We start from the raw sequence: 24726 nt of genomic DNA, 5'->3' as shown, positions 1-24726 counted from the left end.
GTTGGGGCGTGGCGGGATTAGGGTGGCGACGTGAGTCCGTCAGCCCAGTCCAGCTATCAAGAACAAGTGCTACACGAAGCGCCGACAATCTCCAGATTTTGTTTGTCCGTCAGGGGCACCCGATGACGATAGCGCCCAACTCACTTGGCGAGACCGATTCCAACGCAACGCTCGCGTTAACGCATGAGTTGGACCGATCCGGACCGGGAAGTGGCCGACCTTTCGCGACGAATGAACCGGGCCTGATTCGCGGCAACATGATCAGCGATCTTGAAAGAGGCAGGTTGTCGCGCGTCTGGTCGCACCGTCCTCAATTCTTGCATCTGGGGCTTTTTATTACGGCCTATGTCCTGGGCTGCGGCTTCGCCCAGTCGCTCGCAATCATACCTGGAACAGGGATTTCCATTTGGCCTCCGAGCGGGCTTTTCATCGCTACGCTTGTCTTCGCCTCCAGGTATAGCTGGCCGTGGTGGGTGCTGGGGGCCTGTGTGGCAGAACTGTTCAGCAACTTCTTGTGGTTCCACACTCCGCTGCCCGCGGCCTTCCTGATCTTTGCCGGCAACGCTCTTGAAGCGGTGACCGGCGCATGGCTTGTGAACCAGACCTGCAAGCGCCCAGTTCGGCTGGAAACGTTGCGGGACGTCCTCGCATTCGTCGTACTGGCCGCTGGAGTTGCGCCGGTTGCAAGCGCCACGGTCGGAAGTGCGGCGCTTGCGTGGTTTGGCATACAATCGCAAAGCTTTGCGACGGCTTGGCCGCTGTGGTGGATCGGAGACGCGACAGGAGTCCTGATCGTAGCGCCACTGGCGCTGGTCGTGTTCCAGAACTGGCGCGGCAAGGCGCAGCTCTCGGCAGCGCGGTGGATGGAAGCTTGCGTCCTAGGGCTGATCTTTCTTGGGATCGCCGCCCTTTCCTTGAGCGGCTATCTGCCGTTCGCCTACATCATCATGCCGCCTCTTCTTTGGGCCGCGGTGCGCTTTGAGTTCCGAGGCGCCGCCGTAGCATTGACCGTTCTCGCTCTGATCACGGCAGTATTCACGATATCCGGCGCCAGCCAATTTGCCGGCGATCCCGAGTCCCAGAAGCACAACCAGATCATGCTGCAGCTTTTTCTGGGCATCTCTGCATTTTCGGCGCTCGTCGTGGCCGCCATTTCCAGGCAGCATCAGGCGGCGGTGCTCACTTTGCGCCAAAGTGTGGAGACCTTGCGGGAGCGGGAGCGAGAACTCTCGTTGCTGGTCGAAATGATCCCCGCTCACATTGCCCGCATGGCGCCCAACGGCGAACCAACCTTCTTCAGCAAGCGCACGACAGACTATATCGGCCTCAACGACATCGCGGGCTGGGACAAGCCGGGCACGAGCCGCCTGGCGACCGTAGTCGCGGCAGCCGTCCATCCCGACGATGGACCCAGGATGAGAGAATGGCTCAGCCGCTCACTCGCCACCGGCGAACCCTATCCCATACGGTATCGCCTGCGTCGCGCTGACGGTGTCTACCGCTGGAGGGAGGGCCGCGCCGAGCCGCTGCGGAACCAGAGTGGAGCGATCGTCCAATGGTACACGGCCAGCATCGACATCGACGATGAGGTGCGCGCGCAGGAGGCATTGCGCGACCGGGAGCGGGAGCTCTCGCAGCTTGTCGACATGGTTCCGAGCCACGTTTGGCGCCTGACGCCGGACGGCGAGCCGACCTTTTTCAACAAGCGAATGGTCGACTTTCTCGGCCTTGACGTAACGGATTTGGACAAACAGGGCATCGGCCGGCTGGCGGCGATGATAGCGGCCACCGTCCATCCGGACGACGCAGCAGCATTCGGCGACACGCTCAGTCACTGCCTTGCTACCGGCGAGCGCTTCTCCATGAGGTATCGCCTGCGCCGCGCCGATGGCGTCTATCACTGGATGTCGAGCCGGGCAGAGCCGATGCGCGATCACGCTGGCCTGATCGTGCAGTGGTACGGCCTCTGTCACGACATAGACGATCAGATGCAAGCCGAAGAGGCGCTGCGGCGGAGCGAATTGCAGCTTCAGCAGATGATCGACGCTGTGCCGGTCCGCATTTGGAGCGCGGTGCCGACCGGCGGGCCGGTCTACTTCAACAAGCGATACCAAGACCATTTCCGCGCCGTCATCGCCAATGTCGAAACACTCGGAGAGCCGCGCATCGAGGAATTGCTGCAAGAACTGGTTCATCCCGAAGATGCTCCCGAGGTGCTGCGCACGTTGCTGACTTGTTTCGAAACAGGCGGCGGTTCCGCGATGCGGTTTCGTTGGCGCGAAACAGACGGCTATCGCTGGGCGGAGTGCAGGGTCGAGCCGCGGCGTGATGAAGACGGGGCGGTTGTGCAATGGTACGGGGTTTCCCTCGACATCGACGAAGAGGTGCGCGCGCGGGAAGCGCTGCGACAAGCCTCCGACAAACTCGCGCAAGCCACTCAGGCTGCAAGTCTCGCCGAGCTTTCCGCTTCGATCGCGCACGAGGTGAATCAGCCGCTGGCCGCGATCGTCGCCAATTCCCATGCATGCCACCGTTGGCTGGGCGCCGTCCCGCCGAACGTCGAACGCGCGAAGATTACGGCCGAGCGCATTATCCGGGACGCCAATTCGGCGGCGGACGTCGTCGGCCGCATCCGCGCGCTGTTCAAGCAATCCACCGAGACGAGGACCAATGCCGCGCTCAGCAGTGTCATCGCAGAGGCACGCGACCTCGTGACCGAGGAAGCGATGCGGCGGGGCGTTCGCATCAGCGTTGATGTCGAAAGCGACGTTCCGCTAGTCGCGCTCGATCGCGTCCAGATCCAGCAGGTTCTGGTCAATCTCATTCGCAACGGCATCGAGGCGATGGACTCTGGTGCGGATGACGGAGTTATCAGCATCCGCGTGCGCCATATCGGGGATGTTGTCCAGGCCGAAGTCAGAGATCGCGGCCGGGGCGTCGAGTTTCCCGACCGGATATTCGAACCGTTCTTTACCACGAAAGAGCAAGGGATGGGCATGGGACTGGCGATCTGCCGTTCGATCATCGAGTCGCACAGCGGGCGTCTATGGGTCGAGAAGAACGAACCACGTGGAGCGACGTTTATCTTCACGTTGCCGGTTGAAATGGAAGCGGCGTCATGACGACGGACGGCCAAATTGTCTTTATCGTAGATGACGATGAACGCATCCGGGAGGCGCTTAGTGAACTGCTGGCCGCACATGGCCTGCGTGCCACAGCGTTCGGATCGGCGGGCGATTATATCCGCGCTGACAAGCCGGACGTCCCTGCCTGCCTCATCCTCGATATCGAGTTGCCGGATATTAACGGCCTCGATCTGCAGCGACAGATTGCCGAGGGCGATCATCCGCCGATCGTTTTCCTGACAGGACATGGCGATATCCCGTCCTCGGTGCGTGCGATCAAGCACGGCGCCGTGGATTTCCTGACCAAGCCCTTCAGCGATGCAGACCTCATGGCCGCAATCCATGCGGCGATTGCCCAGGATCGGGTACAGCGATCGGAGCGCGCCGAGCTGGGCGTGTTGAAGCAACGTTATCTTGAGTTGACGCCGCGCGAACGTGAGGTGCTGCCGCTGGTGGTCAGCGGCCTGCTCAACAAGCAGGCCGCCGCTGAACTAGGGATCAGCGAAGTTACGCTGGAAATTCATAGAAGGAACGTCATGCAGAAGATGATCGCGGCGTCGCTCGCCGACCTAGTGCGCATCGCCGAGCGATTGGGAATACCGATCACGCACTCGCGCCGGGCAGGGGGGAGCTGAGGGTGAGCAAGCGGAGGCCTGTCGTTGCGATTGTCGACGATGACCCAAGACTGCTCGAGTCGCTGGAGGACCTCTTGGAGTCCGCCGGCTATGTGGCCCGCAGCTTCTCGTCGCCGGGGGCATTGCTGGTCAGCGGCCTGTCTGGATTGGACATGCTCATCACCGACATCGGGATGCCCGGCATGGACGGCTTTGAACTTCGTGACCTGGTCAAGAAGGCGCGTCCGGACCTGCCTGTGTTCCTGATCACCGGTCGCCACGAGATAGTGGATCAGCACCGCGCCAAGGGCATTGGCGGGCTTTTCTGCAAGCCCTTCGATGGCCAGGCCCTGCTTGCGGCGATCGGCGATGCTTTACGCAACCCAAAAACGGAGCCTAAACATGACAGTTGACCAATTGCCATTACGGAGATCGACGCCGTCATCACAGCAGCGGAGGGCTGAAGCCGAGCAGCCGCTGGTCATTATTGTTGATGATGATGCCTCTGTTCGGGAGGCGCTGTCGGAATTGATCCTGTCGGCGGGTTTCCTGCCGGTCAGCTTTACCTCGACCCGCGAATTGCTTGACGCCGATGTGTTGGAAGGTCCCGGCTGCTTGATCCTCGACGTGCGCATGCCAGGGACGAGCGGTCTCGATCTGCAGCATCATCTTGCGAAAAACGGCAACCCCAAACCCATCATCTTCCTGACCGGACATGGCGATATCCCGATGACTGTCCAAGCGATGAAGGCCGGCGCCGTGGACTTTCTCACCAAGCCGGTGCGGGATCAGACCCTGCTTGACGCGGTGATCACGGGCATTGCGGTGGACGCCAAGCGGCGGGCGGATGCGGTGATCGTCAAGCGCAATGTAGAGCGGGTCGAGACGCTGACGCCGCGCGAGCGCGAGGTTCTGCGAGAAGTGGCGCGCGGACGCCTCAACAAGCAGATCGCCTTCGACCTCGGCATCAGTGAAGTGACGGTCAAGCTGCATCGCGGCAATGTCATGCGCAAGATGGAGGCCGCTTCCATCGGTGAGCTGATCAGGACATGGGAAACGCTGCCCGCGCCGATGCGCCAGGCCTAGAATTTGGCACAAGCCCATCCATGCCCCATCCAATAGGATCGCCCGGCGCGCCCGGCTGCTTCAGGCTGCGGGAAATTGCTACCTCTGCGCGCCCAGGCCTTCCTGCTGTCGGTACGCTCGTGCTGGTGCGGGTGATCCTGATGTACATCGGTGGTCCTGTTGGGTGTTTCGCGGCAAGGCCCGCGCCAACATCGGTTACCATTGAGCGGCGCTCCTTGGCGGCCCAGCCTGACCGACAAACTCGCAACATTCCATGCAACAACAACTGACGCCGGCCATGCCGCGGCGGTCCCCGCGCCGCTACCCAAGCCTAAATTGACGTGTGTCTATAAGAGCTTGCCTTGGCCCGCCCCTATCCTCGGCGTGCCTGCCCTGCACCTTGGCATCGTATGACAGATGCTTCGGTAGAATAGGTTCGCGGCCCGGATCGGTGCATCCTGTTCCTCGCAAGCCATCACGACCGTCGCGTTTCTACCGCTCCTCGCTCGCTCCTCCCCGAACGCGACCGCACAGGCCGACTCGACGGTCGTGATGGTGAGCAGGATGTTCAGAGCACATGGATGGACATGATGAACAAAGACGGACTTTTCTCCGTCGGCGGATCTCGCCGCGATGTCTTGTTGGCAGGCCTGATCTCTACGGTAGCCAACGGACTGCCCCGCGCTGCTTCGGCAACGAGCCGAAAACAAACGCTTTCCTCTTCCCCCTCAATCAAAGGAACCAAGACGATGAGCACCATCACGACCAAGGACGGCACCGAAATCTACTACAAGGATTGGGGCAAGGGTCCTGTCGTCACATTTTCGCACGGCTGGCCGCTGAATTCCGACGCCTGGGACGGCCAGATGCTCTTTCTTGCCCATAACGGCTTTCGCGTCGTCGCGCATGACCGGCGCGGCCACGGCCGATCGAGCCAGGCGACGTCCGGCAACGACATGAACGGCTATGCGGACGATCTTGCAGCCGTGATCGAGGCGCTGGATCTCCGGGACGCCACGCTGGTCGGCCATTCCACCGGAGGAGGCGAGGTTGCTCGCTATATCGGACGGCACGGGACGAAGCGGGTGGCCAAGGCTGTTCTTATCGCCGCTGTTCCGCCGATCATGGTGAAGACGCCGGCCAATCCGGAAGGCCTGCCGATCGAGGTATTCGACGGCATAAGGGCTGGCCTCGTCAAGGATCGTTCGCAGTACTACCGCGACCTCGCACCGTTGTTTTATGGCGCGAACAGGCCGGGCGCCAAGGTTTCCCAGGGGACTCTGGATCAGTTCTGGCTCTGGAGCATGCAGGCGGGTCTCGTCAACGCGTACGAAAGCGTCAAGGCGTTCTCCGAGACCGATTTTACCGAGGACCTCAAAAAGTTCGACGTACCAACCCTGGTCCTGCATGGCGAGGACGACCAGATCGTCCCCGTCAAGGACTCGGCAGTCAAGTCGGCCCGATTGATCAAAGGCGCAAAGGATATCTATTACCCCGGCGCGCCCCACGGGATCACGGCCACACACCAGGATCAGGTCAATGCTGACCTGCTCGCCTTCATCAAAGGATAGTACGCCCTCAGACACGACCGCATGTTGTCCGCACTTCCTTGGAGCCGCCGATGACCACCTTTGGCAATATTTCGCGCGCCCTGAACAGCATTTCAGGTGGCGCGCCAGGTCAAACCTTGTGCGCTCGCATAGCCGAGCGGTGGCCTGAATGCCGGTCTGTCGGCTCATGTCCCGGATTGTGGAACCGAACCACTGCGCCATCGAGTTAGAGCGCTGGCAAAGGCGGCAAACATATGCTGCGACAGGGCTGCCATTCGGGCAACTGCGCCTGTGCAGCGCGGAGGCGATCGCTGGCGTTCGACACTACGTCGCGCTGTCGGGGGTCGCCGCCGCGCCTTGAAGGCCAAAGCGCTCTCGATGACGTCAAACTGGCTAATCGCCGGGAGTTTATCAATCGGTAGCCGTTTGCGATTGCCGCTCATTTTGGCGGTCTCAATTCGGCGTGAAATTTTCTTGGCCAGCAGTTGCGACCATCGCAGCAGCACCGGCACAATTTTTCGAAGGCAGGAACGACATGGGCGCACTCTCAGGTAAGATCGCGGTGGTCACCGGCGGAAACAGCGGGATCGGACTATCGGCTGCTAAAATCTTTGCGGCCGAGGGCGCGCAAGTCGTCATTACCGGCCGCCGGCGGCAGGCGGTCGAGGAAGCGGTCGCACAGATCGGGGCAGGCGCGCTGGGCATTCAGGGAAATGTGGCCGACGTGTCGCACCATGACGAGGTAGCGCAGCAGATCCGCCAGAGGTTCGCGGCGCTCGACATCTATATGGCGAACGCCGGCATAAACACCATCACGCACTCGGCCGACGTCTCCGAGGCAGAATATGATGCGCAATTTGCCGTTAACACGCGAGGCGTCTTCTTCGGCGTCCAGAAGCTGATTCCGATCATGCGGAACGGCGGCGCAATCATCCTCACAGGCTCGCTCGCCAGCGAGAAGGTCCTGGATGGTCATGCTGTATACGCGGGCTCGAAGGCGGCCATAAATGCCTTTGCGCGCGCTTGGGCGATCGAACTGAAGTCTCGCGGCATCCGGGTCAACGTGCTCAGCCCAGGTCCGGTGGATACGGCTATTCTCGATAAGCTAGGTATACCGTTTGAGCAGCGCGGGCTGTTTGAAAAGGCGATGGCGGAGGCAATACCCCTGGGCCGGATGGGGCAGCCGGAAGAGCTGGCAAAAGCTGCTCTGTTCCTTGCCTCGGACGCGAGCAGTTTCGTCACGGGCATCAATCTGCGGGTGGATGGCGGGATGGCAGTGCTCTGAGCCATGACTGCGAGATCGCGCCAATAGACTGCCGGTTATCGGCTGAGCAATCGGTCTTCCTCACGAAAATTTTTTGGGAAGCTGCCGCACGACTCGCGCCAAATAGGTCGGAGGCGACACGTTTTGTCGACGTGGCGCAAATTGAGCCACGTAAATAGCAAGTCGCATTGCAGGGATCGACGCGCAAGAGAAGTCGGATCGCCAGGTCTCGCCACGGCGGCAGCGGCGTCTTGCAAACACAGCTCTCCGGCCGCGCGCCCTCAGTGTCTGTTCCGGCGTCCGCCGACAATGCACACCCGGCATAGATACCTCAATTATGCTGCAGGGCACCTGATCTCCCCGGTGACCTACCCTGCACCTTGGCATTGTATGACAGACCCTTCCGCACAATAGGTTGGCGGGCAGCGTCGGCGCATTCTCTTGAGCATTGGTCACCACAGGCCACACGGGAGAAAGCAAATGCGAAACATAACTCGAGCCCTGGCGCTCACCGCAGCGCTGGCCGCGTCGGGCGGCGGGATGGCGCAGGCCGCCAATTCTCAGCCCAAGCCGACGATCGTACTGGTGCACGGCGCCTTCGCGGAATCGTCGAGCTGGGACGCAGTCATCACCAAGCTCAGTAAAGACGGTTATGTAGCGATAGCCGCAGCTAATCCGCTCCGCGGCGTTGCCAGCGATGCGAAAGCAGTCTCAGCCATCGTCCGGTCGGTTTCCGGGCCGGTCGTGCTGGTGGGGCATTCCTACGGCGGGCCTGTCATCACCGAGGCCGCCAATGGCAATCCCAACGTAAAGGCGTTGGTCTACGTGGCGGGTTTCGCGCCGGATACCGGCGAATCGAGCCTTACGTTGTCCAGCATGTTTCCCGGCAGCACCTTGGGGAGCGCGCTTGCTCCGGTAGCGTTGCCGGACGGCGGGCAAGACCTCTTCATCGAGCCGGCCAAGTTCCGCGCCCAGTTCGCCGCCGACGTTCCGCAAGAGCAGACTTTGCTGATGGCTGCCACTCAACGTCCTGTTGCGCAGGCGGCTCTGGCTGAAACCTCGGGCGTCGCCTCATGGAAGACGCTGCCGTCCTACATGATCTACGGCTCGGATGACCGCAACATCCCGGCAGCCGTCATGAGCTTCATGGCCAAGCGTGCGCACGCGGTAAAGACCGTCGTCATCGAGGGTGCGTCCCACGCGCTCATGGTTTCGCATCCCGACGAGGTCACGTCACTCATCGAGGATGCTGCTGCATCGGTCAGTCAGTAGCAGGCTGGAAGCGCCTGCATCCGATCGAGCAACGAAAATAAACACGCAACACCAGGAGACCAGACATGAAGATCGTCGTCATCGGCGGAACCGGGCTGATCGGTTCAAAGACCGTGGAGAGGCTGCGAAATAAAGGACACGACGTGCTTGCGGCGTCGCCGAATTCGGGCGTCAACACCGTTACGGGAGAGGGTCTGGCGGCCGCGCTTGCCGGTGCGCAGGTCGTCGTCGACCTGGCGAACTCGCCGTCGTTCGAGGAAAAGGCTGCCCTGGAGTTCTTCGGGGCATCCGGGCGTAATCTTTTTGCCGCCGAAACGGCCGCCGGCGTCCGTCATCACGTGGCGCTGTCGGTCGTCGGTACCGACCGGCTGCAGGGCATGGGCTATTTCCGCGGCAAGTTGCTTCAGGAAAAGCTGATCAGGGAATCAGGAATTCCTTACACCATCGTTCACGCCACTCAGTTCTTCGAATTCACCGCCGCCATCGCAAACACGGGCGCCGTCGGGGATACCATTCATATGTCGCCGGCCTACTTCCAACCCATGGCGGCTGATAATGTTGCCGATGCGATGGCGGACGTCGCGCTTGCCGCGCCGTTGAACGGCATGATCGAAATTGCCGGCCCGGAGCGTGTTCGCATGAGCGAACTTGTCGAGCGCTTCCTGAAGGCCACCAACGACCCGCGCAAAGTCGTCCCGGATCCCGGCGCGCTCTACTACGGCCAAGTGGCAATCGACGACCGAACGCTGGTGCCCGGCGAGAATGCGCGCATCGGCGCCGTGCGTTTCGATGATTGGCTCAGCCGATACACGCCACCGAAATAAGCAATCACCGGATAGGCCATTCTCACAATAAGGAGACCAGACATGATCAGAACACTTCTCTGCGCCGCGCTCACCGCCGCTTCCGTCACCGCAGCAATGGCCAATGACGCCGCCAGCGTGAAGCTTGTCTACGACCAGGCCCTTCCAAACGTGCCCGGCAAGAGCATGAAGGCCGTGCTCGTCGAGTACGCGCCGGGGGGTACGTCGCCGGCCCATACCCATCCCAAATCCGCGTTCATCTATGCCACGGTTCTGGAGGGGGCGATCCGAAGCCAGGTCAACGATGGGCCGGTGAAGACTTATCGCGCCGGCGAGAGTTTCTCCGAATTCCCGGGCGACCGTCATGCCGTCAGCGAAAACGCCAGCAAGACGGAAGGCGCTCGTCTGCTTGCTATTTTCGTCGTTGACACCAGCGAGACGGAACTGACGACGAACGCGAAATGAAATCGCGGCCCCCGGACCATCGTATGCGAAAGGACGGTCAGTGACATGAATTCGATCGCCAGCCGCACACTTGCAGGGATTTCGGTCCCCGATACACCGCTTGTTGGCCGAGCGATCGAACATGCCCGCCAGCGATGTGAGCCCTACCTGTTCAACCACGTTGTCCGATCCTGGCTTTTCGCGGCCCGGATCGGACAGATTCAGAATATCCAGCACGACGCGGAGGTTGTTGCCGTTGCAACCCTGTTGCATGACGTCACGCTCAATGAGGACTTCGCCGGGCCGCGCCGTTTCGAAGTGGAAGGCGCCGATCTTGCCCGCACCTTCGTTCGGGAAGGCGGCTTCGACGAGCGGCGCGCCCAATTGATCTGGGACAGCGTCGCCCTCAACTCGACGCCGTCGATCGGCCTCTACAAGGAGGCTGAGGTGGCGCTGTGCACAGCCGGCATCTGCCTCGATGTCGTCGGCTTGCAATACAGCCTCGTTTCGTCAGCCGAGATTGCAAAGATCGTTGGCGAATTTCCGCGCCTCGGGATGAAGCGGCGGATGACGCGATGCTTTTGCCATATCGCCGAGGTCAGGCCGGAAACCACCTACGACAACTTTGCCCGGGACTTCGGCGAGCGCTTTGTTTCAGGCTACAAGGCGACTTCGGCAGTTGATCTTGTGATGAACGCTCCCTTCGAAGCGTGAACGCAGTTTCGATCCAGGTTCAATCGACACCGGTCGGTTCAGCCTCGCCCTTCAAGTGACCCAAACGCTGTGCGCCTGTCGCATGCCTGCGGCAAAGCGAATTGCCGAGGGCAGCGTTCCACCGCTTCCTATACTTCGGTTTAGGCGCGCCGACCTATTGAATGGCAATACATATCATCGGGCACGATAGTAACAATTTGGCTCACCGATCATCCTTACGCTGCAATGGATTGCAAACACCTCAAGGAGATAAAGTAATGAATATTGCAGCGTCACCGGTCGCTCCGAAAGGAAAAGCCGCCGCCCAACGCGCGAGTTATGCTGAGCAGTCGCCCGAACTTCTGAAGAAATTTATTGAATTTCTTGGTGCGACGCGAGAGGGGTCGATCGAAGAGCCAATCCGGGATATTGTTGCCGTCCGAGCCGCGCAGATGAACGGGTGCACCTTCTGCCTCGATATGCACGTCAAACAGGCGAAGATTCATGGCGAGCGCGAACTGCGCCTTTACCACCTGGCAGCCTGGCGGGATTCGACCTTGTTCGTTCCTCGCGAGCGTGCAGCCTTGGCATGGACGGAAGTCTTGACGAAGTTGCCCGAGCAGGGTGTCCCGGACGAGATCTACGATCGGGTCAGGTCGCAGCTTTCCGAGAAGGAAATCTCCGATCTGACCTTCGTTGTCATGGCGGTCAACTCTTGGAACCGTCTGAACATCGGCTTCAAACCCGTCCCGGGCTCGGGCGATGCGAAGTTTGGCCTGAGCAAAGCAGCGCTGAGCTAATCTTTGGAATGGGTCAGAATGGCGGTTGTTTGTGAGCCATTCTGAGCGGCCGGGCAAAGTCGCCGAGCTCGGCGACCAACACTGGAACCGATCTCAGCCTCCCGGCCACGGCCGCGAGGCGCTCTCAGGAGGGCGTCATGCGCATTGACAGTCTGCATCCAGTAATATCGGCCCGTCTCATGGTGGTCGATGTCGACGCTCCACTCCGCAGTGCGGCACTCTCACTTTCCAGGCCCGCAATAGGCCTGGTCGTGGTGTGTCACGGCAGTGGGGAGGCGGCAGGCGTGCTGAGCAAGTCCGACCTTGTCCGCCATCTGGCCAATTCAGGGTCAACAGAAGCGGCGATTGCGGCATTGATGAGCCGGTCCATCGTGTCCTGTGGTCCCGATGATGATCTTCATTCAGTCTGGCAGACCATGGCCGCGCAAGGCCTGCAGAATGTGCCGGTGCTCGGGGCTGACTCGAAACCGCTAGGCGTCCTCGATATCCGTGATGCGATGAAGGCGCTCTTTAAACAAGAGGAACTGCAGGAACGGCTGCTTGCCAACTACATCAGCGGGATCGGCTATCAATAGAGCATGGTCTCGCGATTGAATATACGGAAGTATGCATCGGCGTCTTCTTAGATATAGTAGAAAATAAAGGTCGTAAATTATAGCGTATTGGAGCAAATAGGTGACGACTTAGCCAGCGGGGAATGAAATGTTTCGTCCGGACATAAAGGAAGATGTCTTCGACGGCCCGCCCGATGGCCCTGGCAGTGGTATGTCCGTGCAAATGTCGACGGTCGGCATCGTCCATGACCTGGGCAATCTCATTCAGGTCGCCTCGTCGGCGTTGAACCACCTGGCCCGCGATCCGAACATCCAAGCGGCTCCGGCACTTGGGCCTGTAATTGCCGGCGCCAAAACGGCTTTGGAGCGGGCTGGTGGCCTTGTCCGGCAAACCATCAGCCTGGCCCGAGAGAGCCACGCTGAAATCGAATACACAAACGTAGGTGCTTGCCTGGCTGAGATCGAAACCCTCGTACGGAGCGCCTTGGACGCCAATTTCGGTCTTGAGCTTCGGGTCGGGTCCGACCTGCCTTTGGTGCGATGCGATCGCTTTGGATTGCAAAATGCGGTTCTGAATCTTCTGTTCAACGCGCGCGATGCAATGCCTGACGGCGGTTTCATCTCGATCGATGCCGGCTTGGCCTCTGAAAACTCCGCCGCCAGTCAGGTAGATATCCGTGTCGCGGACAACGGTATCGGGATGACCAGCGAGACGATGGTCTGCGCCTTCGATCCGTTCTTCACCACCAAAAGCGAAGGCCTCGGCGGCGTCGGATTGCCGATGGTGAAGCACTTTGCCGAGCAATCAGGCGGAAGCATCGATATTCAGAGCACACTTGGGGCAGGCACGACCGTCACTCTGCGGTTGCCTGCGATGCGATAGCGGCCCCGCCAATCTGCCTCCGGTGATAAACGTGACATACAATCGAGAGATAAAGATGGATGCACAAGTCGTCGAAAACGTCCAACAGCATCGTTTCGAGCTGCCGATCGCCGGCGATAGGTTTGCGGCGGCCTATTATCGGCTCGAGGGCGGGAAGGTTGCGCTGATACACACCGAAGTCCTGTCGGAATTTTCCGGACAGGGGATCGCGTCGCAATTGGCCCAAGGGACCTTCGAACTGCTCCGCAAAACCGGCCGTAAAGCGATCTTGAAATGTCCCTTCATGAGCCGCTTTTTCGCCAAGCACCCGGACTATGCAGATGTCGTCGGCGGCTAGTCATGGGCACGAATGTTGAGGGTTTCCCAAGGATCTATCCAAATGCCTGACGAGTATGATTTGCAGAGGTTCGTCAGCGCACAGGATCCGGTCTACGACGACGCGCTGGCCATTCTACGTCGAGGGATGATGTGCACTCCCTACATGGAGTTCATTTTCCCAAGGTTGGCCACAAGGCAAAGTGGTGCAGCGCCTGAGCCATATGCAATCACATCGCTCGACGAAGCCAGCGCCTATCTCTCATTTCCGATCCTCGGACGCCGTTATCGGGAATGCGTTGGCACCCTGCAACGGCTCTCCGGCCTGAGCGCTCGCGCTGTCTTCGGTGAGGTTGATGCGAAGAAGTTGCACGCGTCCCTCACGCTGTTTTCCGAAGCAAGCAACGACGAGTTTCTGCTCGAGACAATCTTCGACGTCTGGTTCGACGGTTTGCTCGACGAGGAAACGATGAACGATCTCTACTTGATGTCGTAGTGGTCTGCTCGTGCCAGCGGCGTAAAGCCGTCGCGGCGCAGAGGTCACCATCCGCTGCCTTATCATGCGGTGCCATTTCGAAACCGTGACCTGCGTCGAATATAGCGGGGCCGAAATGGTCGAACAGGACGAAGGGCCCGATCATGAGGCGATTCGAGGAGGGCAATACGCGCCCTACCTTCAGTCCGTCCGCAAAATCAAGGATAGCCGGCTGGATCGATGCCTGTGATATCGCTTTGGCGGATGGTCATGGATCTCTGTCCTTCTGCATGCCTTGTCAGCCAGGTGCTCGAACGCGCTTGAACGGAGCGGCTCGAAAGACCGTCTGAATGGCTTTGAGGAGCGCGAATTTGGAGCTCGTGTGATGCTGTCCCGCGATGCCGCTTTCATTAGAAGCCGACACCCTCATCGACAGGATCGCGGCAAGATCTTCGGCCATTTCGGGCCGGTCGTGCAGCAGCGGTGCAAAGCTTTCCTGGTCTATCTCGTAAACCGTGACAGGGGTCATTGCCCGCAAACTCGACATCTCGCCAATGCCGGCGAGCAAGCCGGTCTCGCCGAAGAAATCGCCAGGTGCAAGCCGGCCGATCTCCTGCAGTTGATCGTCGTCCTCGCCAATTTGCCGGACGATGACGCCCGTCCGTACGATCATGAGCGACGGCAGCATCTCTCCCTGTCGTGCGATGATCTCGCCCTTATGGTAGGTGTGAACCGAGGCCGCTTTGGCGAGCGACTCCTGCTCGGTACCCGTCAGTGCCGAGAACACCGGTATGGAATTGATAAGCTCGATCGGGGTGAAGCCTTGCGAGGCTGCCGTCTCGTCGCTCGGCCGGTTGGTCATGGCAATCGAGCCCGAAAGTGGCTGCGCCAGCAGCATGCCGGTCGACTTTGAATGGCGATAAATGAGATCGAAGATGTCGTTCCGAGCGGCACTTCGCTGGTCAATACTTGCGACGCGAAACGACAACTCGATCTCGATAGCTGCGGCATCCAGGCTTCTGATGGTAACCGAAGGCGAAGGGTCCTGGAGGATTGAATTGCAGCTCAGCAAGACAGTGCGCATGAGATCTACGATGATCGCCGGCGTCTTCGTTGGCGCCACCTTGACGGTGACGGCAAGTCCATGGCTCTCGTCCGGACCACTTAAATTTGTTACCCCGATCTTGGCGAGAAGGCTGTTTGGCAGCGCGACGACATTGTGGGTCGGGGTCAGGAGTTGGGTCGACCGCCAGTTGGTCTCGACAACGCGGCCTTCGGTTCCGTCGCCCAGAATGATCCAGTTTCCAAGCACGTAAGGGCGGCCGAGGTTAAGCGCGATCCCCGAGAATACGTCACCAAGCGTATTCTGGAGCGCCAGTCCCAGGATGACGGCAAACACGCCCGACGTGGCAATGAGCGTTCCGACCGGCACTGCAAAGACGAACGCCAGGATCGACAGGAACATTCCAGCATAGACGATGCCGACCACGACGTCCTGCAGGAGACGTGCCTCGCGCGGCTTTCGCTCAAAGACGAGATAGATACGGACAAATCCGATCAGCGCCCAGGCAAGGTGAACCCACCAGAGCAGCTTGACCGAGCCGATGAGGATCGCTCCTCCGGTTGTCTCGTTGTCCCCTGCGGCCTCGTACGGCACGACGCGCAGGTGGAGAACCATGGCCGACATCGCGACGAAAAAGGCGAGTTGGACGACCAGCTTCGCATTGGCGAAGCGTCTGGGGATGAGAGACCAAACGACGATCCCGGCGAGGCCGAGCAACACGATGTAGACCAGAGGAGAGTTCCACCAGTTCATGAACAATCACCGCAATGCCCAGTTCAACGTTTGGTCTCCGGCCCGGCGATCGGGCCTCTGCCCCTGGCCTTGCCTTTTTCGAGCACTGCTTCGGTGATCGAATTCGGCAGCCGTCGCGGCTTTTCGATCAGCCCGAGCACCGGCATGGCGATGATGAAGAACGCGAAATAGTAAAGCGTCGCCAGTTGGGACATCACGACGTATGCGCCTTCCGCCGGCCGGGAGCCGAGCCAGCCGAGAAAGAGGGCATTGGCAACGAACAGCCAGAAGAGCACCCTGTACCAGGGGCGATAGACTGCCGAGCGCACCTTCGAGGTGTCGAGCCACGGCACCAGGAACAGCACCGCGATCGAGCCGAACATCGCGAGCACGCCGCCGAGCTTGGAATCGATCGGCCCGATATTGAACGTGATGGCCCGCAGGATCGCGTAGAACGGCAGGAAGTACCATTCCGGCACGATGTGGGCCGGCGTCTTCAGCGGATTGGCGATGCTATTGTTGTCGGGATGCCCGAGATAGTTCGGCAAGTAGAAGACGAAGTAGGCGAAGAAGAACAGGAACACGAGGATGCCGAAGGCATCTTTGACGGTCGCATAGGGCGTGAAGTCCACGACATCGGTTTTCGATTTGACCTCGATGCCGGTCGGATTGTTCTGGCCGACGACGTGAAGCGCCCAGATATGCAAGGTCACCACGCCCGCAAGCACAAATGGCAGCAGGTAATGCAGCGCAAAGAAGCGGTTCAGCGTCGGATTGTCGACCGCGAAGCCGCCGAGCAAAAGCTGCTGGAGCCAGTCGCCAACCAGCGGAATGGCCGTGAAGAAGTTGGTGATGACAGTAGCGCCCCAGAACGACATCTGTCCCCAAGGCAGCACGTAGCCCATGAAGGCCGTCGCCATCATCAGCAGGAGGTTGGTGCAACCGAGCACCCACAGCAGTTCACGCGGCGCCTTGTACGAACCATAGTAGAGCGCGCGGCAGATATGGATGTAGACGGCAATGAAGAAGAACGACGCGCCGTTGGAATGGAGATAGCGCAGCAGCCAGCCCGAATTCACGTCGCGCATGATCTTCTCGACCGAATTGAAGGCCAGCCCCGTATCAGGAGCGTAATGCATCGCCAGCACGATGCCGGTCAGGATCTGTGAAACCAGCATGATCGTGAGAATGCCGCCGAACGTATAGGCGTAGTTCAGGTTGCGCGGGACGGGATAGACGATGAAGCTGTCATAGACCAGCCGCGGCAGCGGCAGGCGGGCGTCGAGCCAACGTTCGATTCTGGTTTTAGGCGTATAGGTCGAGTATTTGTCGCCGCTCATCGAAATGCCCCTGCCTCAGCCGATACGGATCTTGGTGTCGGAAACGAATTGGAACACTGGTACCGCCATGTTCTCCGGCGCCGGCCCCTTCCGGATGCGGCCGGCGGTGTCGTATTGCGAACCATGGCAGGAGCAGAACCAGCCGCCGAAATCGCCTTCCTGACCATGCGGGATGCAGCCGAGATGGGTGCAGACCTGGATCATCACCAGCCAGGCCTCCTTGCCCGCAATAGTCCGGTTGGCGTCGGTTGCCGGCGCGTCGGCCGGCAGGTTGGCGTTGCGGGCAATTGGATCCTTGAGCTCGGGGAGACTGACCGCCTCGGCGTCCTTCCTCTCTTTTTCGGAGCGGTTGCGTACGACCACCGGCTTGCCATGCCAGTCGACGATCAGCGACGTTCCCGGCGTCAGCGATGAGACGTCGACCTCGATCGCGGCGGGCGCTTCGACGCGCAATGTGTGCTCGGCTGTGGAGGTTTCGGAAAGGTCGGCCATGGTGGCGACTCCTGTTGCTGGAAGCTGCGTCATCGCGTTGGTGGCAATCGAGCAAAAGCAGGCCATGGCTTTCGCCTTTCCAGTCTGCTCATATCGCCCAAATATGCCGGCCGTGGCCGGGTGTGAGCCATCGTGCCAACGGCACGTGCGTCCAATACTTTCGTTTAGGATTTCCTGAGCGAAGGACTGGCCGGGCTGGCGATGATGCCATCATGGAAGGTCGTGGATTCCTCCAGACAACCGTTGGTCACTGAGCTGGGATATGCCCCGGCATTGCGCACGGCGATCCCAAACTTCAGCCCGACCATACCTCGGCATAGGCACGTCTAGCTGTCGGTGTCGTAGTCGTGGTCTCCGCCAGATGCGAGTTTCTGGAGCGGTTGTCTCGCGTGGCAGGTTTTCCGCCCGGCGAGGACCAATTGCGCAATTCAATCGGGTTCAGAAAAGGGAAAAGCGGTGAAACTCTACTACAGCCCTCTCGCCTGCAGCCTGGCCGACCACATCGCGCTGGAGGAGGCTGGTGCATCCTTCGAGCGCGAAACCGTCAATCTCAAAACCAAGCGGACGGCCTCCGGGGATGATTTCACCACCGTGACGCGCAAGGGGTATGTTCCAGCCCTCGTGCTGGATAGCGGCGAAACGCTGACGGAAAACATCGCCGTCCTCGATTGGCTCGCGTCGCGATACCCGGCACTGGGAGTGGAAGGGCCTTTGGGCCGTACGCGCGTTCTCGAAGCGCTGACCTACGTCTCGACTGAAATACATCGAAGCTTCAAGCCGATGTGGCACCAAAGCAGCGATGCTGAAAAGGCCAAGGCGAGCGCGACGATTACGAGCCAATTCGAGTTCTTCGCTGACGGGCTCAAGACCGACTATCTGTTCGGCGACAAACCCAGCGTCGCGGATTTTTATCTTTTCGTGATGCTGCTTTGGGCGGCCCGCTTCCACGTCCCCGTTCCCGCGCCTTTGCAAGCCCTCCGCGCCCGAATGGCTGCTCGACCGGCCGTGCGCATCGCAATGGATCGTGAGGGCCTCGTCTGAAGCCGAGGGTGGCCGCGAGCGTAAGATCAGACGCAACATATTCTCTCGCCCCAACAGAAGATCAGGAGTCATTCTCATGCTGCCGTTTCTGCGGATGCTACATCCAGCCGCTTCCAAGCGCGGGGACGGCCTACATCTCGAATTTGTCCGAAGGGAAATCGAGGAAACGCTTGACCTTACTGACATTCCGTCAGAGCTCGCCGCACTGCCCCCTGGCCGAGTGGTTGCGAATACCGGATTCGCCGCAGTCACCGTCGAAATAAGCGCAATATTTCCTGTCGGCCGATGAGGCGGGCGGGTCTCGTCGTTCCCGCTTGTTGGTCATCATAGAGCTTCATCATGAATGCGAGTAAGGCTCCGACACGGTCGATCATCGCCGCCGGCGCATTGTCGGTGCGACAGCAATGACGTTCGCCGCCACGATCAGGCAAGCTGAGTGAGCTGCCGATACCTGCGCTGGATGGGCGGCGAGGACATGATGTTTGCGAGCTGAACATCGAGGTGCGGCCCTGGTCCCACATCGACGTTGCGCTTGACTCGTCCATATTATTGGTAATAAATCATACATATTGCCTTCAAAAAAGACGGCAGGACTGGGAGGACCGATGAAAATCACGGCCATCAAGGCGCGCGTCTGCAATGCGGAAATGCGCAACTGGGTCTTCGTTCGGGTCGAAACCGGCGAGCCCGGGCTGTTTGGCTGGGGTGAGGCGACGCTGGAATGGAAGACCCGAGCCGTCGTTGGGGCGCTTCAGGATCTTGAGGCCCTGCTCGTCGGGCAAGATCCGCGCAACGTGGAGCAGTGTTACCAGATACTTACGCGCCACGGCTTTTGGCGTCTTGGCGTCGAGGGAATGTCTGCCGTCAGCGGCATCGAGATCGCGCTCTGGGACATCCTGGGCAAGTCATTGGGCGTCCCCGTCTGGCGCCTTCTGGGCGGCCAGGTCCGCGACTATCTGCGCACCTACACGCATCTCGGCCTCGGGGACATGAAGGCGGTCTATGAGACCGGATCCGCGGATGCGATCGTGGAACGCGGACGCATCGTGACGCAAGCAGGCTATGACGCGGTCAAGGTCGTCTGCGTTCCCTACACCCACTACGTATCGCCCGCCAAGGCAGTCGACTCCGTTGCCAATATGGTTGGCTCGCTTCGCGAGGCGGTGGGCCCGGATATCGACATCATGGTCGATTTCCACGGACGCCCTGCATCGGTTAACGCGGCGATGGATTATCTCAACGCAATCGAGCCGGCCCGCATCATGTTCGCGGAAGAGCCCGTTCCACCCGAAGATGTTGCCGGACTGGCGCATATCACCGCGCGATCAGCCGTGCCGATCGCCTCCGGCGAGCGGCTGATCGGACGTCGCGAATTTACGCACTCGATCGCAGCCCGCGCCTTCAACATTGCCCAGCCTGATATTTGCCACACTGGCGGTCTGCTCGAGACGAAGAAGATCGCGGCCATGGCGGAAACCGCAGGCATCGGCCTTGCGCCGCACAACCCGCTTGGTCCGATCGCCGGTGTGGCTGCTCTTCATTTCGGCATATCGACGCCGAACGTTGTCATTCAGGAGGAGATGTCCGGTGCCGTCGCCTGGTACGACGACGTCGTCACCTGGCCAATTCAGCGTAAACCAGGCCGCTGGGATCTGCCCGAACTGCCGGGCCTTGGCGTTACCGTCAATGAGGACGTGATCGCGCGCCACCCCTTCAAGCAGGAAGTGCTGCATGCCCGTAATGCCGTCATGCCGGACGGCACCGTGGTCGACTGGTGAATGCGATGGCAGGCCGGCTGCAAGGAAAGATCGCAATCGTCACGGGAGCGGGCCAGGGCATTGGTGCCGCCACCGCCCGCGCCTTTGCGATGCATGGGGCAAAGACCGTTATTGCCGAACTGAATGCGGCAAGCGGGAAAGCGATCGCCGACGAACTGCTGGCACAAGGCGCGGACGCTCTGTTCGTCGAGACTGACGTCACCGACGCATCCGCGGTCGCGAACATGGTCGCGCGGACGATCACGGTCTATGGCGGCGTCGACATTCTGGTCAACAATGCCGGTGCCAACGTCTTCTACGAACCATTGATGATGCCGGATGAGGAATGGGAGCGCTGCCTTAATCTCGACCTCCAGGCCGCGTGGTTCTGCGCCAAGGCGGTTTTGCCGACGATGTTGGCGAAGGGCTCGGGGTCCATCGTCAACATAGCGAGCTGTCACGCCTTCCAGATCATTCCCCATACGTTCCCGTACCCGGTCGCCAAGCATGCACTTTTGGGCCTGACCCGTTCGCTGGCCATCGAATACGCCGCACGCGGAATCCGGGTGAACGCGATCGCGCCCGGCTATATCGAGACGCCGATCGCGGAGGCCTACTGGAACACGTTCCCGAACCCCGCCGAGGAGAAGCGGCGAGCCTACGACCTCCATCCGCCCAAGCGCATCGGCCGGCCGGACGAGGTTGCAATGACGGCGGTTTTCCTCGCTTCGGACGAAGCGCCGTTCATAAATGCCGAGACGATCACCATCGATGGTGGGCGCTCGGTTCTCTACCACGACTAGCAATCACCAAAGAGCTCTCAGGGAGGATCTTCATGAAAACCACAACAAAGGCTTTGGCGACATTTGCGGTACTGGCTGCCGGACTGATGAGTGGCGCAGCAAGCGCAGACGAAATCAAGATCGGCTACATCAACAAAATGGGTGACCATCCATGGTTTGTCGCCGAAGTTGGTGGCGCCAGGAAAGCGGCTGAGGCGGCCGGGGCCGCGTTCGTGTCGCAGGACGTCCAGTTCGACGCCAATTTGACGATCACGACCTTCGATACGATGGTCGGCGATGGTGTGAAAGGCATCGCCATCGTCGTCCCCGACAAGGCGCTGGGACCAGTCATCGCGGAGAAAGCAAAGGCCGCTAAAATTCCCTTGGTGGCGGTCGACGACGATATCTACTACCAGGATGGCACCCAGGTCCCCTATGTCGGCATGAATGCCTACAACATCGGTGCGCGGGTGGGCGAAGAGCTCGCCAAGCTCTACAAGGCCGACGGCTGGGCGGGCAAAGAGGTGCGCATCGCCTCGATCGAGGATCGCAAGGCGGATACCTGCATGCAGCGCAACAAGGGCGCGGAAGAAGCGTTCTTGAAGGCGGTGCCCGATTTCAAGCCTGGGAATATCCTGCGCGTCCCCTACGACAACACGATGGTCAACGCCATCGACGTGATGACCACCACATTGACGGCCAATCCCAGCGTCACGAACTGGATATTCTACTCATGCAACGATGATGGCGTGCTGGGTGGTGCGCGAGCACTGGAGTGCCGGCTATACCGCAGACCAGGGCATGGGGATAGGCATCGACGGGAGCCGCGCCTGCGACGCCTTCGGATCAGGAAAGCCATCGGCATTCCGTGGCACGATGTGGCTCAACTCGGAAAATCACGGCGCGCTTGCGGTGAAGATTCTCTTGGCCTCGATCAAGGATGGAACGAAGCTGCCGGTTCAATCCTTCACCGACCCGGAATACATCACCGCCGACAATTTTGCGTCGGACTACAAAGCCAAGCTCTGCCACTGAACCGGCTACGCGTCATGCGCCGCAGGGCGCATGACGCTTTTTGGGCCCGCAGTTGTCAGCGCGCACACGCCACCGACACGGGATCGATCCTCGGGAGTGAGCTTTGATGCAATCGGATTTCTTCTCGCTCGATAGGATATCGAAACGCTTCGGCGTCGTGCAGGCGCTTGACAACGTCTCGATTGCCTTTCGGCCGGGAGAGGTGCTCGCCCTGGTTGGCGAGAATGGGGCCGGCAAATCGACGATGATGCGAATTCTCGAGGGCGTGTTCGGGCCTGACAGCGGCACTGTGCGGCACGGTTCCACGCCGATCGTTTTCGGCGAACCGCGCGACAGCCATAGAGCGGGAATACGCGTCATCCATCAGGAGCCGGAGATCGTTCCGAACCTGACCGTGGCCGAGAACATTTTCGTTGGGGAACTGCCGCGGCTGGCGGGCGTCCTGCTCGACTGGCACAGGCTGGAGGAGCAGACCGATAAGGTGCTTGCGACCTTCGGCATGCAACAGGATATGCGGCCGCGGCAACTCTGCAGCACGCTCGGTCCGGCGCAGCGTCAGATGATCGAAATCATGCGCGCAATACGTGCCGGCGGCCAGTTGATCGCATTCGACGAGCCGACCTCGTCACTGACCGACGACGAAGCGCGCCGTCTGTTTTCAGTAATCCGCCGGCTGCGCGAAGAGGGCACTTCGATCGTCTACATCTCTCACCGGCTGAACGAGATCATCGACCTAGCAGACCGCATTGTCGTTTTACGGGACGGCCGGCTGGTCGACGAATCCCCCGCTGCCGGTGCCAGCGAGCAGACCATAGCCAAGCTCATGGTGGGCCGCGACATCGCCGATCTGTTTACGCGCGAGACGTGGCAATCGGGGCAACCGTTGCTGGAGGTGACGGGCCTGACCACCGACCACGTCACCGATGTGAGCCTCAAGGTCCGCCGCGGGGAGGTGCTCGGCATCGCCGGCCTTATGGGGGCGGGCCGATCCGAACTGGCGAAGGCGATCGTCGGCTATGATCGGCGCCTCGGCGGAACCATAACGATGAATGGCGTGCCCGTTGGCTCTAACAGCCCGCATGCAGCGATCGTGGCGGGCATCGGCTTCGCCCCGGAAGACCGCAAGCACGAAGCCCTGCTGCTGTTCCGCAGCATTCTTGACAACGCTTCGCTTTGCGTGCCCGACAGGACATCGACCTTCGGCTTCTTCAACCGGCGCAAGGCGCTGGAGATTGTCTCACCGCTCGCAGCAAAGATGTCGATCAAGGCGCCTAACCTCGACGAACAGGTTTCGAAACTGTCGGGCGGCAATCAACAGAAGGTCGTTCTCGCGCGCTGGCTTGCGCGGCAGCCGATGCTTCTCCTCCTCGACGAACCGACCCGCGGCATCGACATCGGCGCCAAGGCGGAAATCTATCGCCTGGTCGATGAACTCGCCGCCAGCGGCATCGGCATAATCCTGATTTCCTCGGAAATGCCGGAACTGATCGGGCTCGCCGACAGGGTGCTCGTCATGGCTGGAGGCCGGATCACCGCCGAACTTTCCCGCCCCGACATCGACGAGGCCACGATCCTGAAACACGCAATGCCGCAATCTGTGCCATCGCTCGGAGGACAAATTCAGTGAATAGCCTTGAACTCAGGACAGCAACAGCACAAACCGACAAAAGGCGCGCGTCCTTACGCATCGCGGAGCGCATCGGCATTCACAACATAAGCCTTCTGGTTGTTCTCGCCATCCTCGTGCTCATTTTCGGCATCCTGAGAGGCGACGTGTTCTTCTCCAGCCGAAACCTGCTGAACATCGGTCTAGGTATTACCATCCTGGGCGTTCTGGCGATGAGCCAGACCGTGGTTATTGTCGCCGGAGGGCTCGATATCGCTGTCGGCGCAATTGTCGGTCTGACCACAGTATCGACCGCAATGGCCATCCAGGCCACCGGATCACCCGCGGTGGGCATTGTTGCCGGCCTGGTCCTGGGCGGTCTTGCCGGTCTCGTGAACGGCATCATCATCACCTATGGGCGGGTCAACGCAGTCATCGCGACTCTCGGTACGATGGCGATCTTCCGCGGCATCGCATTCATCATGTCCGATGGACAATCGATCGCGATCTTCAGCGACACATTCCGCTTCATCGGGATCGGAAAAATCCTCGGCTTGCCTCTGCTGATCTGGATTCTTTTGCTGACCGCGATCGTGTTCCATCTCTTCCTTGCCCGCTCGATCGTTGGGCGTAACATCTATGCCCTGGGCGGCAATCCCGTTGTCGCGCGCTTCTCCGGCATCAACATCAACCGCTACCGCGTCGGCATCTACATCATGAGTGGAGTGACGGCCGGATTGGCCGGGATTCTGTTGGCTGCCCGTACCGGCTCGGGGCAGCCCGTATCCGGATCCCAAGGTCTGGAACTCGAGGCCATCACAGCGGCCGTGCTGGGTGGCTGCGCCTTGCAGGGCGGGAAGGGTACGATCATCGGCGCGCTGCTGGGCGTCGCCATCATTGGCGTCCTCAACAACGGGATGATACTGACGTCCGTGCCAACCTTCTATCAGTTGCTTGCCAAGGGCTCGCTGCTGATACTTGCTGTGGTAATTGCCGAGTACCACTTGAACAGGACATGACG

At 60.3% G+C, this 24726-nt stretch carries 24 protein-coding genes; 21 read left to right on the top strand and 3 right to left on the bottom strand.

What is annotated here, in order from left to right; all coding sequences use genetic code 11:
• Window positions 1-257: 257 nt before the first annotated feature.
• The 15 genes from NKH78_RS08695 to NKH78_RS08625 all read left to right on the top strand — a co-directional run bounded on the left by NKH78_RS08695 (window position 258) and on the right by NKH78_RS08625 (window position 13878).
• Window positions 258-3122, top strand: coding sequence for a sensor histidine kinase (locus NKH78_RS08695; RefSeq protein ID WP_502899796.1), 2865 nt, complete (start codon window positions 258-260; stop codon window positions 3120-3122).
• Window positions 3119-3760 carry a response regulator transcription factor gene (locus tag NKH78_RS08690; protein ID WP_352505175.1) on the top strand — a complete coding sequence of 214 codons (642 nt, stop codon included), beginning with the start codon at window positions 3119-3121 and terminating at the stop codon, window positions 3758-3760. Before NKH78_RS08695 ends, NKH78_RS08690 begins: the two co-directional genes overlap by 4 nt.
• A 2-nt stretch (window positions 3761-3762) precedes the next feature.
• Window positions 3763-4152 (top strand): response regulator, encoded by a 390-nt coding sequence (locus tag NKH78_RS08685; protein ID WP_254818501.1) that lies wholly within the window; start codon window positions 3763-3765, stop codon window positions 4150-4152.
• Window positions 4142-4825 (top strand): response regulator transcription factor, encoded by a 684-nt coding sequence (locus NKH78_RS08680; protein WP_352505448.1) that lies wholly within the window; start codon window positions 4142-4144, stop codon window positions 4823-4825. Before NKH78_RS08685 ends, NKH78_RS08680 begins: the two co-directional genes overlap by 11 nt.
• Window positions 4826-5391: 566 nt before the next feature.
• Complete coding sequence (locus NKH78_RS08675) at window positions 5392-6375, top strand: alpha/beta fold hydrolase (RefSeq protein WP_502899795.1); 984 nt, start codon at window positions 5392-5394, stop codon at window positions 6373-6375.
• A gap of 514 nt (window positions 6376-6889) precedes the next feature.
• Entirely contained in the window at window positions 6890-7639 is a 750-nt protein-coding gene (locus tag NKH78_RS08670) for a glucose 1-dehydrogenase (protein ID WP_352688887.1), read from the top strand.
• Window positions 7640-8098: 459 nt separating this feature from the next.
• Window positions 8099-8890 carry an alpha/beta fold hydrolase gene (locus NKH78_RS08665; RefSeq protein ID WP_352688884.1) on the top strand — a complete coding sequence of 264 codons (792 nt, stop codon included), beginning with the start codon at window positions 8099-8101 and terminating at the stop codon, window positions 8888-8890.
• A gap of 65 nt (window positions 8891-8955) precedes the next feature.
• Window positions 8956-9714, top strand: coding sequence for an SDR family oxidoreductase (locus NKH78_RS08660; RefSeq protein ID WP_254818504.1), 759 nt, complete (start codon window positions 8956-8958; stop codon window positions 9712-9714).
• 42 nt (window positions 9715-9756) lie between these two features.
• Complete coding sequence (locus NKH78_RS08655; RefSeq protein ID WP_352646006.1) at window positions 9757-10158, top strand: cupin domain-containing protein; 402 nt, start codon at window positions 9757-9759, stop codon at window positions 10156-10158.
• Window positions 10159-10203: 45 nt separating this feature from the next.
• Entirely contained in the window at window positions 10204-10851 is a 648-nt protein-coding gene (locus tag NKH78_RS08650) for an HD domain-containing protein (protein WP_352688881.1), read from the top strand.
• Window positions 10852-11108: 257 nt separating this feature from the next.
• A complete protein-coding gene (locus tag NKH78_RS08645; protein ID WP_352688878.1) occupies window positions 11109-11630 on the top strand; it encodes a carboxymuconolactone decarboxylase family protein in 522 nt (173 codons plus the stop codon).
• A 137-nt stretch (window positions 11631-11767) separates the two neighbouring features.
• Window positions 11768-12205 carry a CBS domain-containing protein gene (locus NKH78_RS08640; protein WP_352688875.1) on the top strand — a complete coding sequence of 146 codons (438 nt, stop codon included), beginning with the start codon at window positions 11768-11770 and terminating at the stop codon, window positions 12203-12205.
• Between the two features lie 127 nt (window positions 12206-12332).
• Window positions 12333-13067: a sensor histidine kinase gene (locus tag NKH78_RS08635; RefSeq protein WP_352688872.1), complete on the top strand. Its 735-nt coding sequence runs from the start codon at window positions 12333-12335 to the stop codon at window positions 13065-13067.
• A gap of 55 nt (window positions 13068-13122) precedes the next feature.
• Complete coding sequence (locus NKH78_RS08630) at window positions 13123-13404, top strand: GNAT family N-acetyltransferase (RefSeq protein WP_352777253.1); 282 nt, start codon at window positions 13123-13125, stop codon at window positions 13402-13404.
• 42 nt (window positions 13405-13446) lie between these two features.
• Complete coding sequence (locus tag NKH78_RS08625; protein ID WP_352777256.1) at window positions 13447-13878, top strand: DUF1810 domain-containing protein; 432 nt, start codon at window positions 13447-13449, stop codon at window positions 13876-13878.
• Between the two features lie 277 nt (window positions 13879-14155).
• On the opposite strand, the gene NKH78_RS08620 is transcribed toward NKH78_RS08625, so the two are convergent.
• From NKH78_RS08620 to petA, 3 genes are read right to left on the bottom strand one after another with little or no spacing between them, the layout of a single operon-like run.
• Window positions 14156-15673 (bottom strand): mechanosensitive ion channel family protein, encoded by a 1518-nt coding sequence (locus NKH78_RS08620; RefSeq protein ID WP_352777258.1) that lies wholly within the window; start codon window positions 15671-15673, stop codon window positions 14156-14158.
• 23 nt (window positions 15674-15696) lie between these two features.
• Window positions 15697-16992 (bottom strand): cytochrome b, encoded by a 1296-nt coding sequence (locus NKH78_RS08615; RefSeq protein WP_352777260.1) that lies wholly within the window; start codon window positions 16990-16992, stop codon window positions 15697-15699.
• Between the two features lie 15 nt (window positions 16993-17007).
• A complete protein-coding gene (gene petA / locus NKH78_RS08610) occupies window positions 17008-17550 on the bottom strand; it encodes a ubiquinol-cytochrome c reductase iron-sulfur subunit (RefSeq protein ID WP_502899787.1) in 543 nt (180 codons plus the stop codon).
• A gap of 390 nt (window positions 17551-17940) precedes the next feature.
• Here petA and NKH78_RS08605 point away from each other — a divergent pair, with 390 nt between their 5' ends.
• The 6 genes from NKH78_RS08605 to NKH78_RS08580 all read left to right on the top strand — a co-directional run bounded on the left by NKH78_RS08605 (window position 17941) and on the right by NKH78_RS08580 (window position 24724).
• Window positions 17941-18525 carry a glutathione binding-like protein gene (locus tag NKH78_RS08605; RefSeq protein ID WP_352777262.1) on the top strand — a complete coding sequence of 195 codons (585 nt, stop codon included), beginning with the start codon at window positions 17941-17943 and terminating at the stop codon, window positions 18523-18525.
• A 605-nt stretch (window positions 18526-19130) separates the two neighbouring features.
• Window positions 19131-20303, top strand: a complete 1173-nt coding sequence (gene dgoD / locus NKH78_RS08600) for a galactonate dehydratase (protein WP_352777263.1) — start codon at window positions 19131-19133, stop codon at window positions 20301-20303.
• A gap of 5 nt (window positions 20304-20308) precedes the next feature.
• Window positions 20309-21085: an SDR family oxidoreductase gene (locus NKH78_RS08595; protein ID WP_352701559.1), complete on the top strand. Its 777-nt coding sequence runs from the start codon at window positions 20309-20311 to the stop codon at window positions 21083-21085.
• Window positions 21086-21117: 32 nt separating this feature from the next.
• Window positions 21118-22206 (top strand): substrate-binding domain-containing protein, encoded by a 1089-nt coding sequence (locus NKH78_RS08590; protein ID WP_352882666.1) that lies wholly within the window; start codon window positions 21118-21120, stop codon window positions 22204-22206.
• Entirely contained in the window at window positions 22206-23726 is a 1521-nt protein-coding gene (locus NKH78_RS08585) for a sugar ABC transporter ATP-binding protein (RefSeq protein ID WP_352701557.1), read from the top strand. The genes NKH78_RS08590 and NKH78_RS08585 overlap by 1 nt, the downstream gene beginning before the upstream one ends.
• Window positions 23723-24724 (top strand): ABC transporter permease, encoded by a 1002-nt coding sequence (locus NKH78_RS08580; RefSeq protein ID WP_352777269.1) that lies wholly within the window; start codon window positions 23723-23725, stop codon window positions 24722-24724. Before NKH78_RS08585 ends, NKH78_RS08580 begins: the two co-directional genes overlap by 4 nt.
• Window positions 24725-24726: the final 2 nt, after the last annotated feature.

The sequence above is a fragment of the Mesorhizobium sp. M0910 genome, assembly GCF_040319465.1.
GTDB lineage: Bacteria > Pseudomonadota > Alphaproteobacteria > Rhizobiales > Rhizobiaceae > Mesorhizobium.
Note: the sequence above shows the minus strand (reverse complement) of the source record. Positions and strands in the feature narration are given on the sequence as shown.

Coding starts and splice junctions, on each gene's coding strand:
- NKH78_RS08690 (WP_352505175.1), top strand. CDS start 3,119: ATGACGACGGACGGCCAAATTGTCTTTATCGTAGATGACGATGAACGC.
- NKH78_RS08585 (WP_352701557.1), top strand. CDS start 22,206: ATGCAATCGGATTTCTTCTCGCTCGATAGGATATCGAAACGCTTCGGC.
- NKH78_RS08590 (WP_352882666.1), top strand. CDS start 21,118: ATGAAAACCACAACAAAGGCTTTGGCGACATTTGCGGTACTGGCTGCC.
- NKH78_RS08695 (WP_502899796.1), top strand. CDS start 258: ATGATCAGCGATCTTGAAAGAGGCAGGTTGTCGCGCGTCTGGTCGCAC.
- petA (WP_502899787.1), bottom strand. CDS start 17,550: ATGGCCTGCTTTTGCTCGATTGCCACCAACGCGATGACGCAGCTTCCA.
- NKH78_RS08655 (WP_352646006.1), top strand. CDS start 9,757: ATGATCAGAACACTTCTCTGCGCCGCGCTCACCGCCGCTTCCGTCACC.
- NKH78_RS08630 (WP_352777253.1), top strand. CDS start 13,123: ATGGATGCACAAGTCGTCGAAAACGTCCAACAGCATCGTTTCGAGCTG.
- NKH78_RS08615 (WP_352777260.1), bottom strand. CDS start 16,992: ATGAGCGGCGACAAATACTCGACCTATACGCCTAAAACCAGAATCGAA.
- NKH78_RS08595 (WP_352701559.1), top strand. CDS start 20,309: ATGGCAGGCCGGCTGCAAGGAAAGATCGCAATCGTCACGGGAGCGGGC.
- NKH78_RS08645 (WP_352688878.1), top strand. CDS start 11,109: ATGAATATTGCAGCGTCACCGGTCGCTCCGAAAGGAAAAGCCGCCGCC.
- NKH78_RS08670 (WP_352688887.1), top strand. CDS start 6,890: ATGGGCGCACTCTCAGGTAAGATCGCGGTGGTCACCGGCGGAAACAGC.
- NKH78_RS08640 (WP_352688875.1), top strand. CDS start 11,768: ATGCGCATTGACAGTCTGCATCCAGTAATATCGGCCCGTCTCATGGTG.
- NKH78_RS08625 (WP_352777256.1), top strand. CDS start 13,447: ATGCCTGACGAGTATGATTTGCAGAGGTTCGTCAGCGCACAGGATCCG.
- NKH78_RS08650 (WP_352688881.1), top strand. CDS start 10,204: ATGAATTCGATCGCCAGCCGCACACTTGCAGGGATTTCGGTCCCCGAT.
- NKH78_RS08680 (WP_352505448.1), top strand. CDS start 4,142: ATGACAGTTGACCAATTGCCATTACGGAGATCGACGCCGTCATCACAG.
- dgoD (WP_352777263.1), top strand. CDS start 19,131: ATGAAAATCACGGCCATCAAGGCGCGCGTCTGCAATGCGGAAATGCGC.
- NKH78_RS08620 (WP_352777258.1), bottom strand. CDS start 15,673: ATGAACTGGTGGAACTCTCCTCTGGTCTACATCGTGTTGCTCGGCCTC.
- NKH78_RS08665 (WP_352688884.1), top strand. CDS start 8,099: ATGCGAAACATAACTCGAGCCCTGGCGCTCACCGCAGCGCTGGCCGCG.
- NKH78_RS08635 (WP_352688872.1), top strand. CDS start 12,333: ATGTTTCGTCCGGACATAAAGGAAGATGTCTTCGACGGCCCGCCCGAT.
- NKH78_RS08660 (WP_254818504.1), top strand. CDS start 8,956: ATGAAGATCGTCGTCATCGGCGGAACCGGGCTGATCGGTTCAAAGACC.
- NKH78_RS08675 (WP_502899795.1), top strand. CDS start 5,392: ATGATGAACAAAGACGGACTTTTCTCCGTCGGCGGATCTCGCCGCGAT.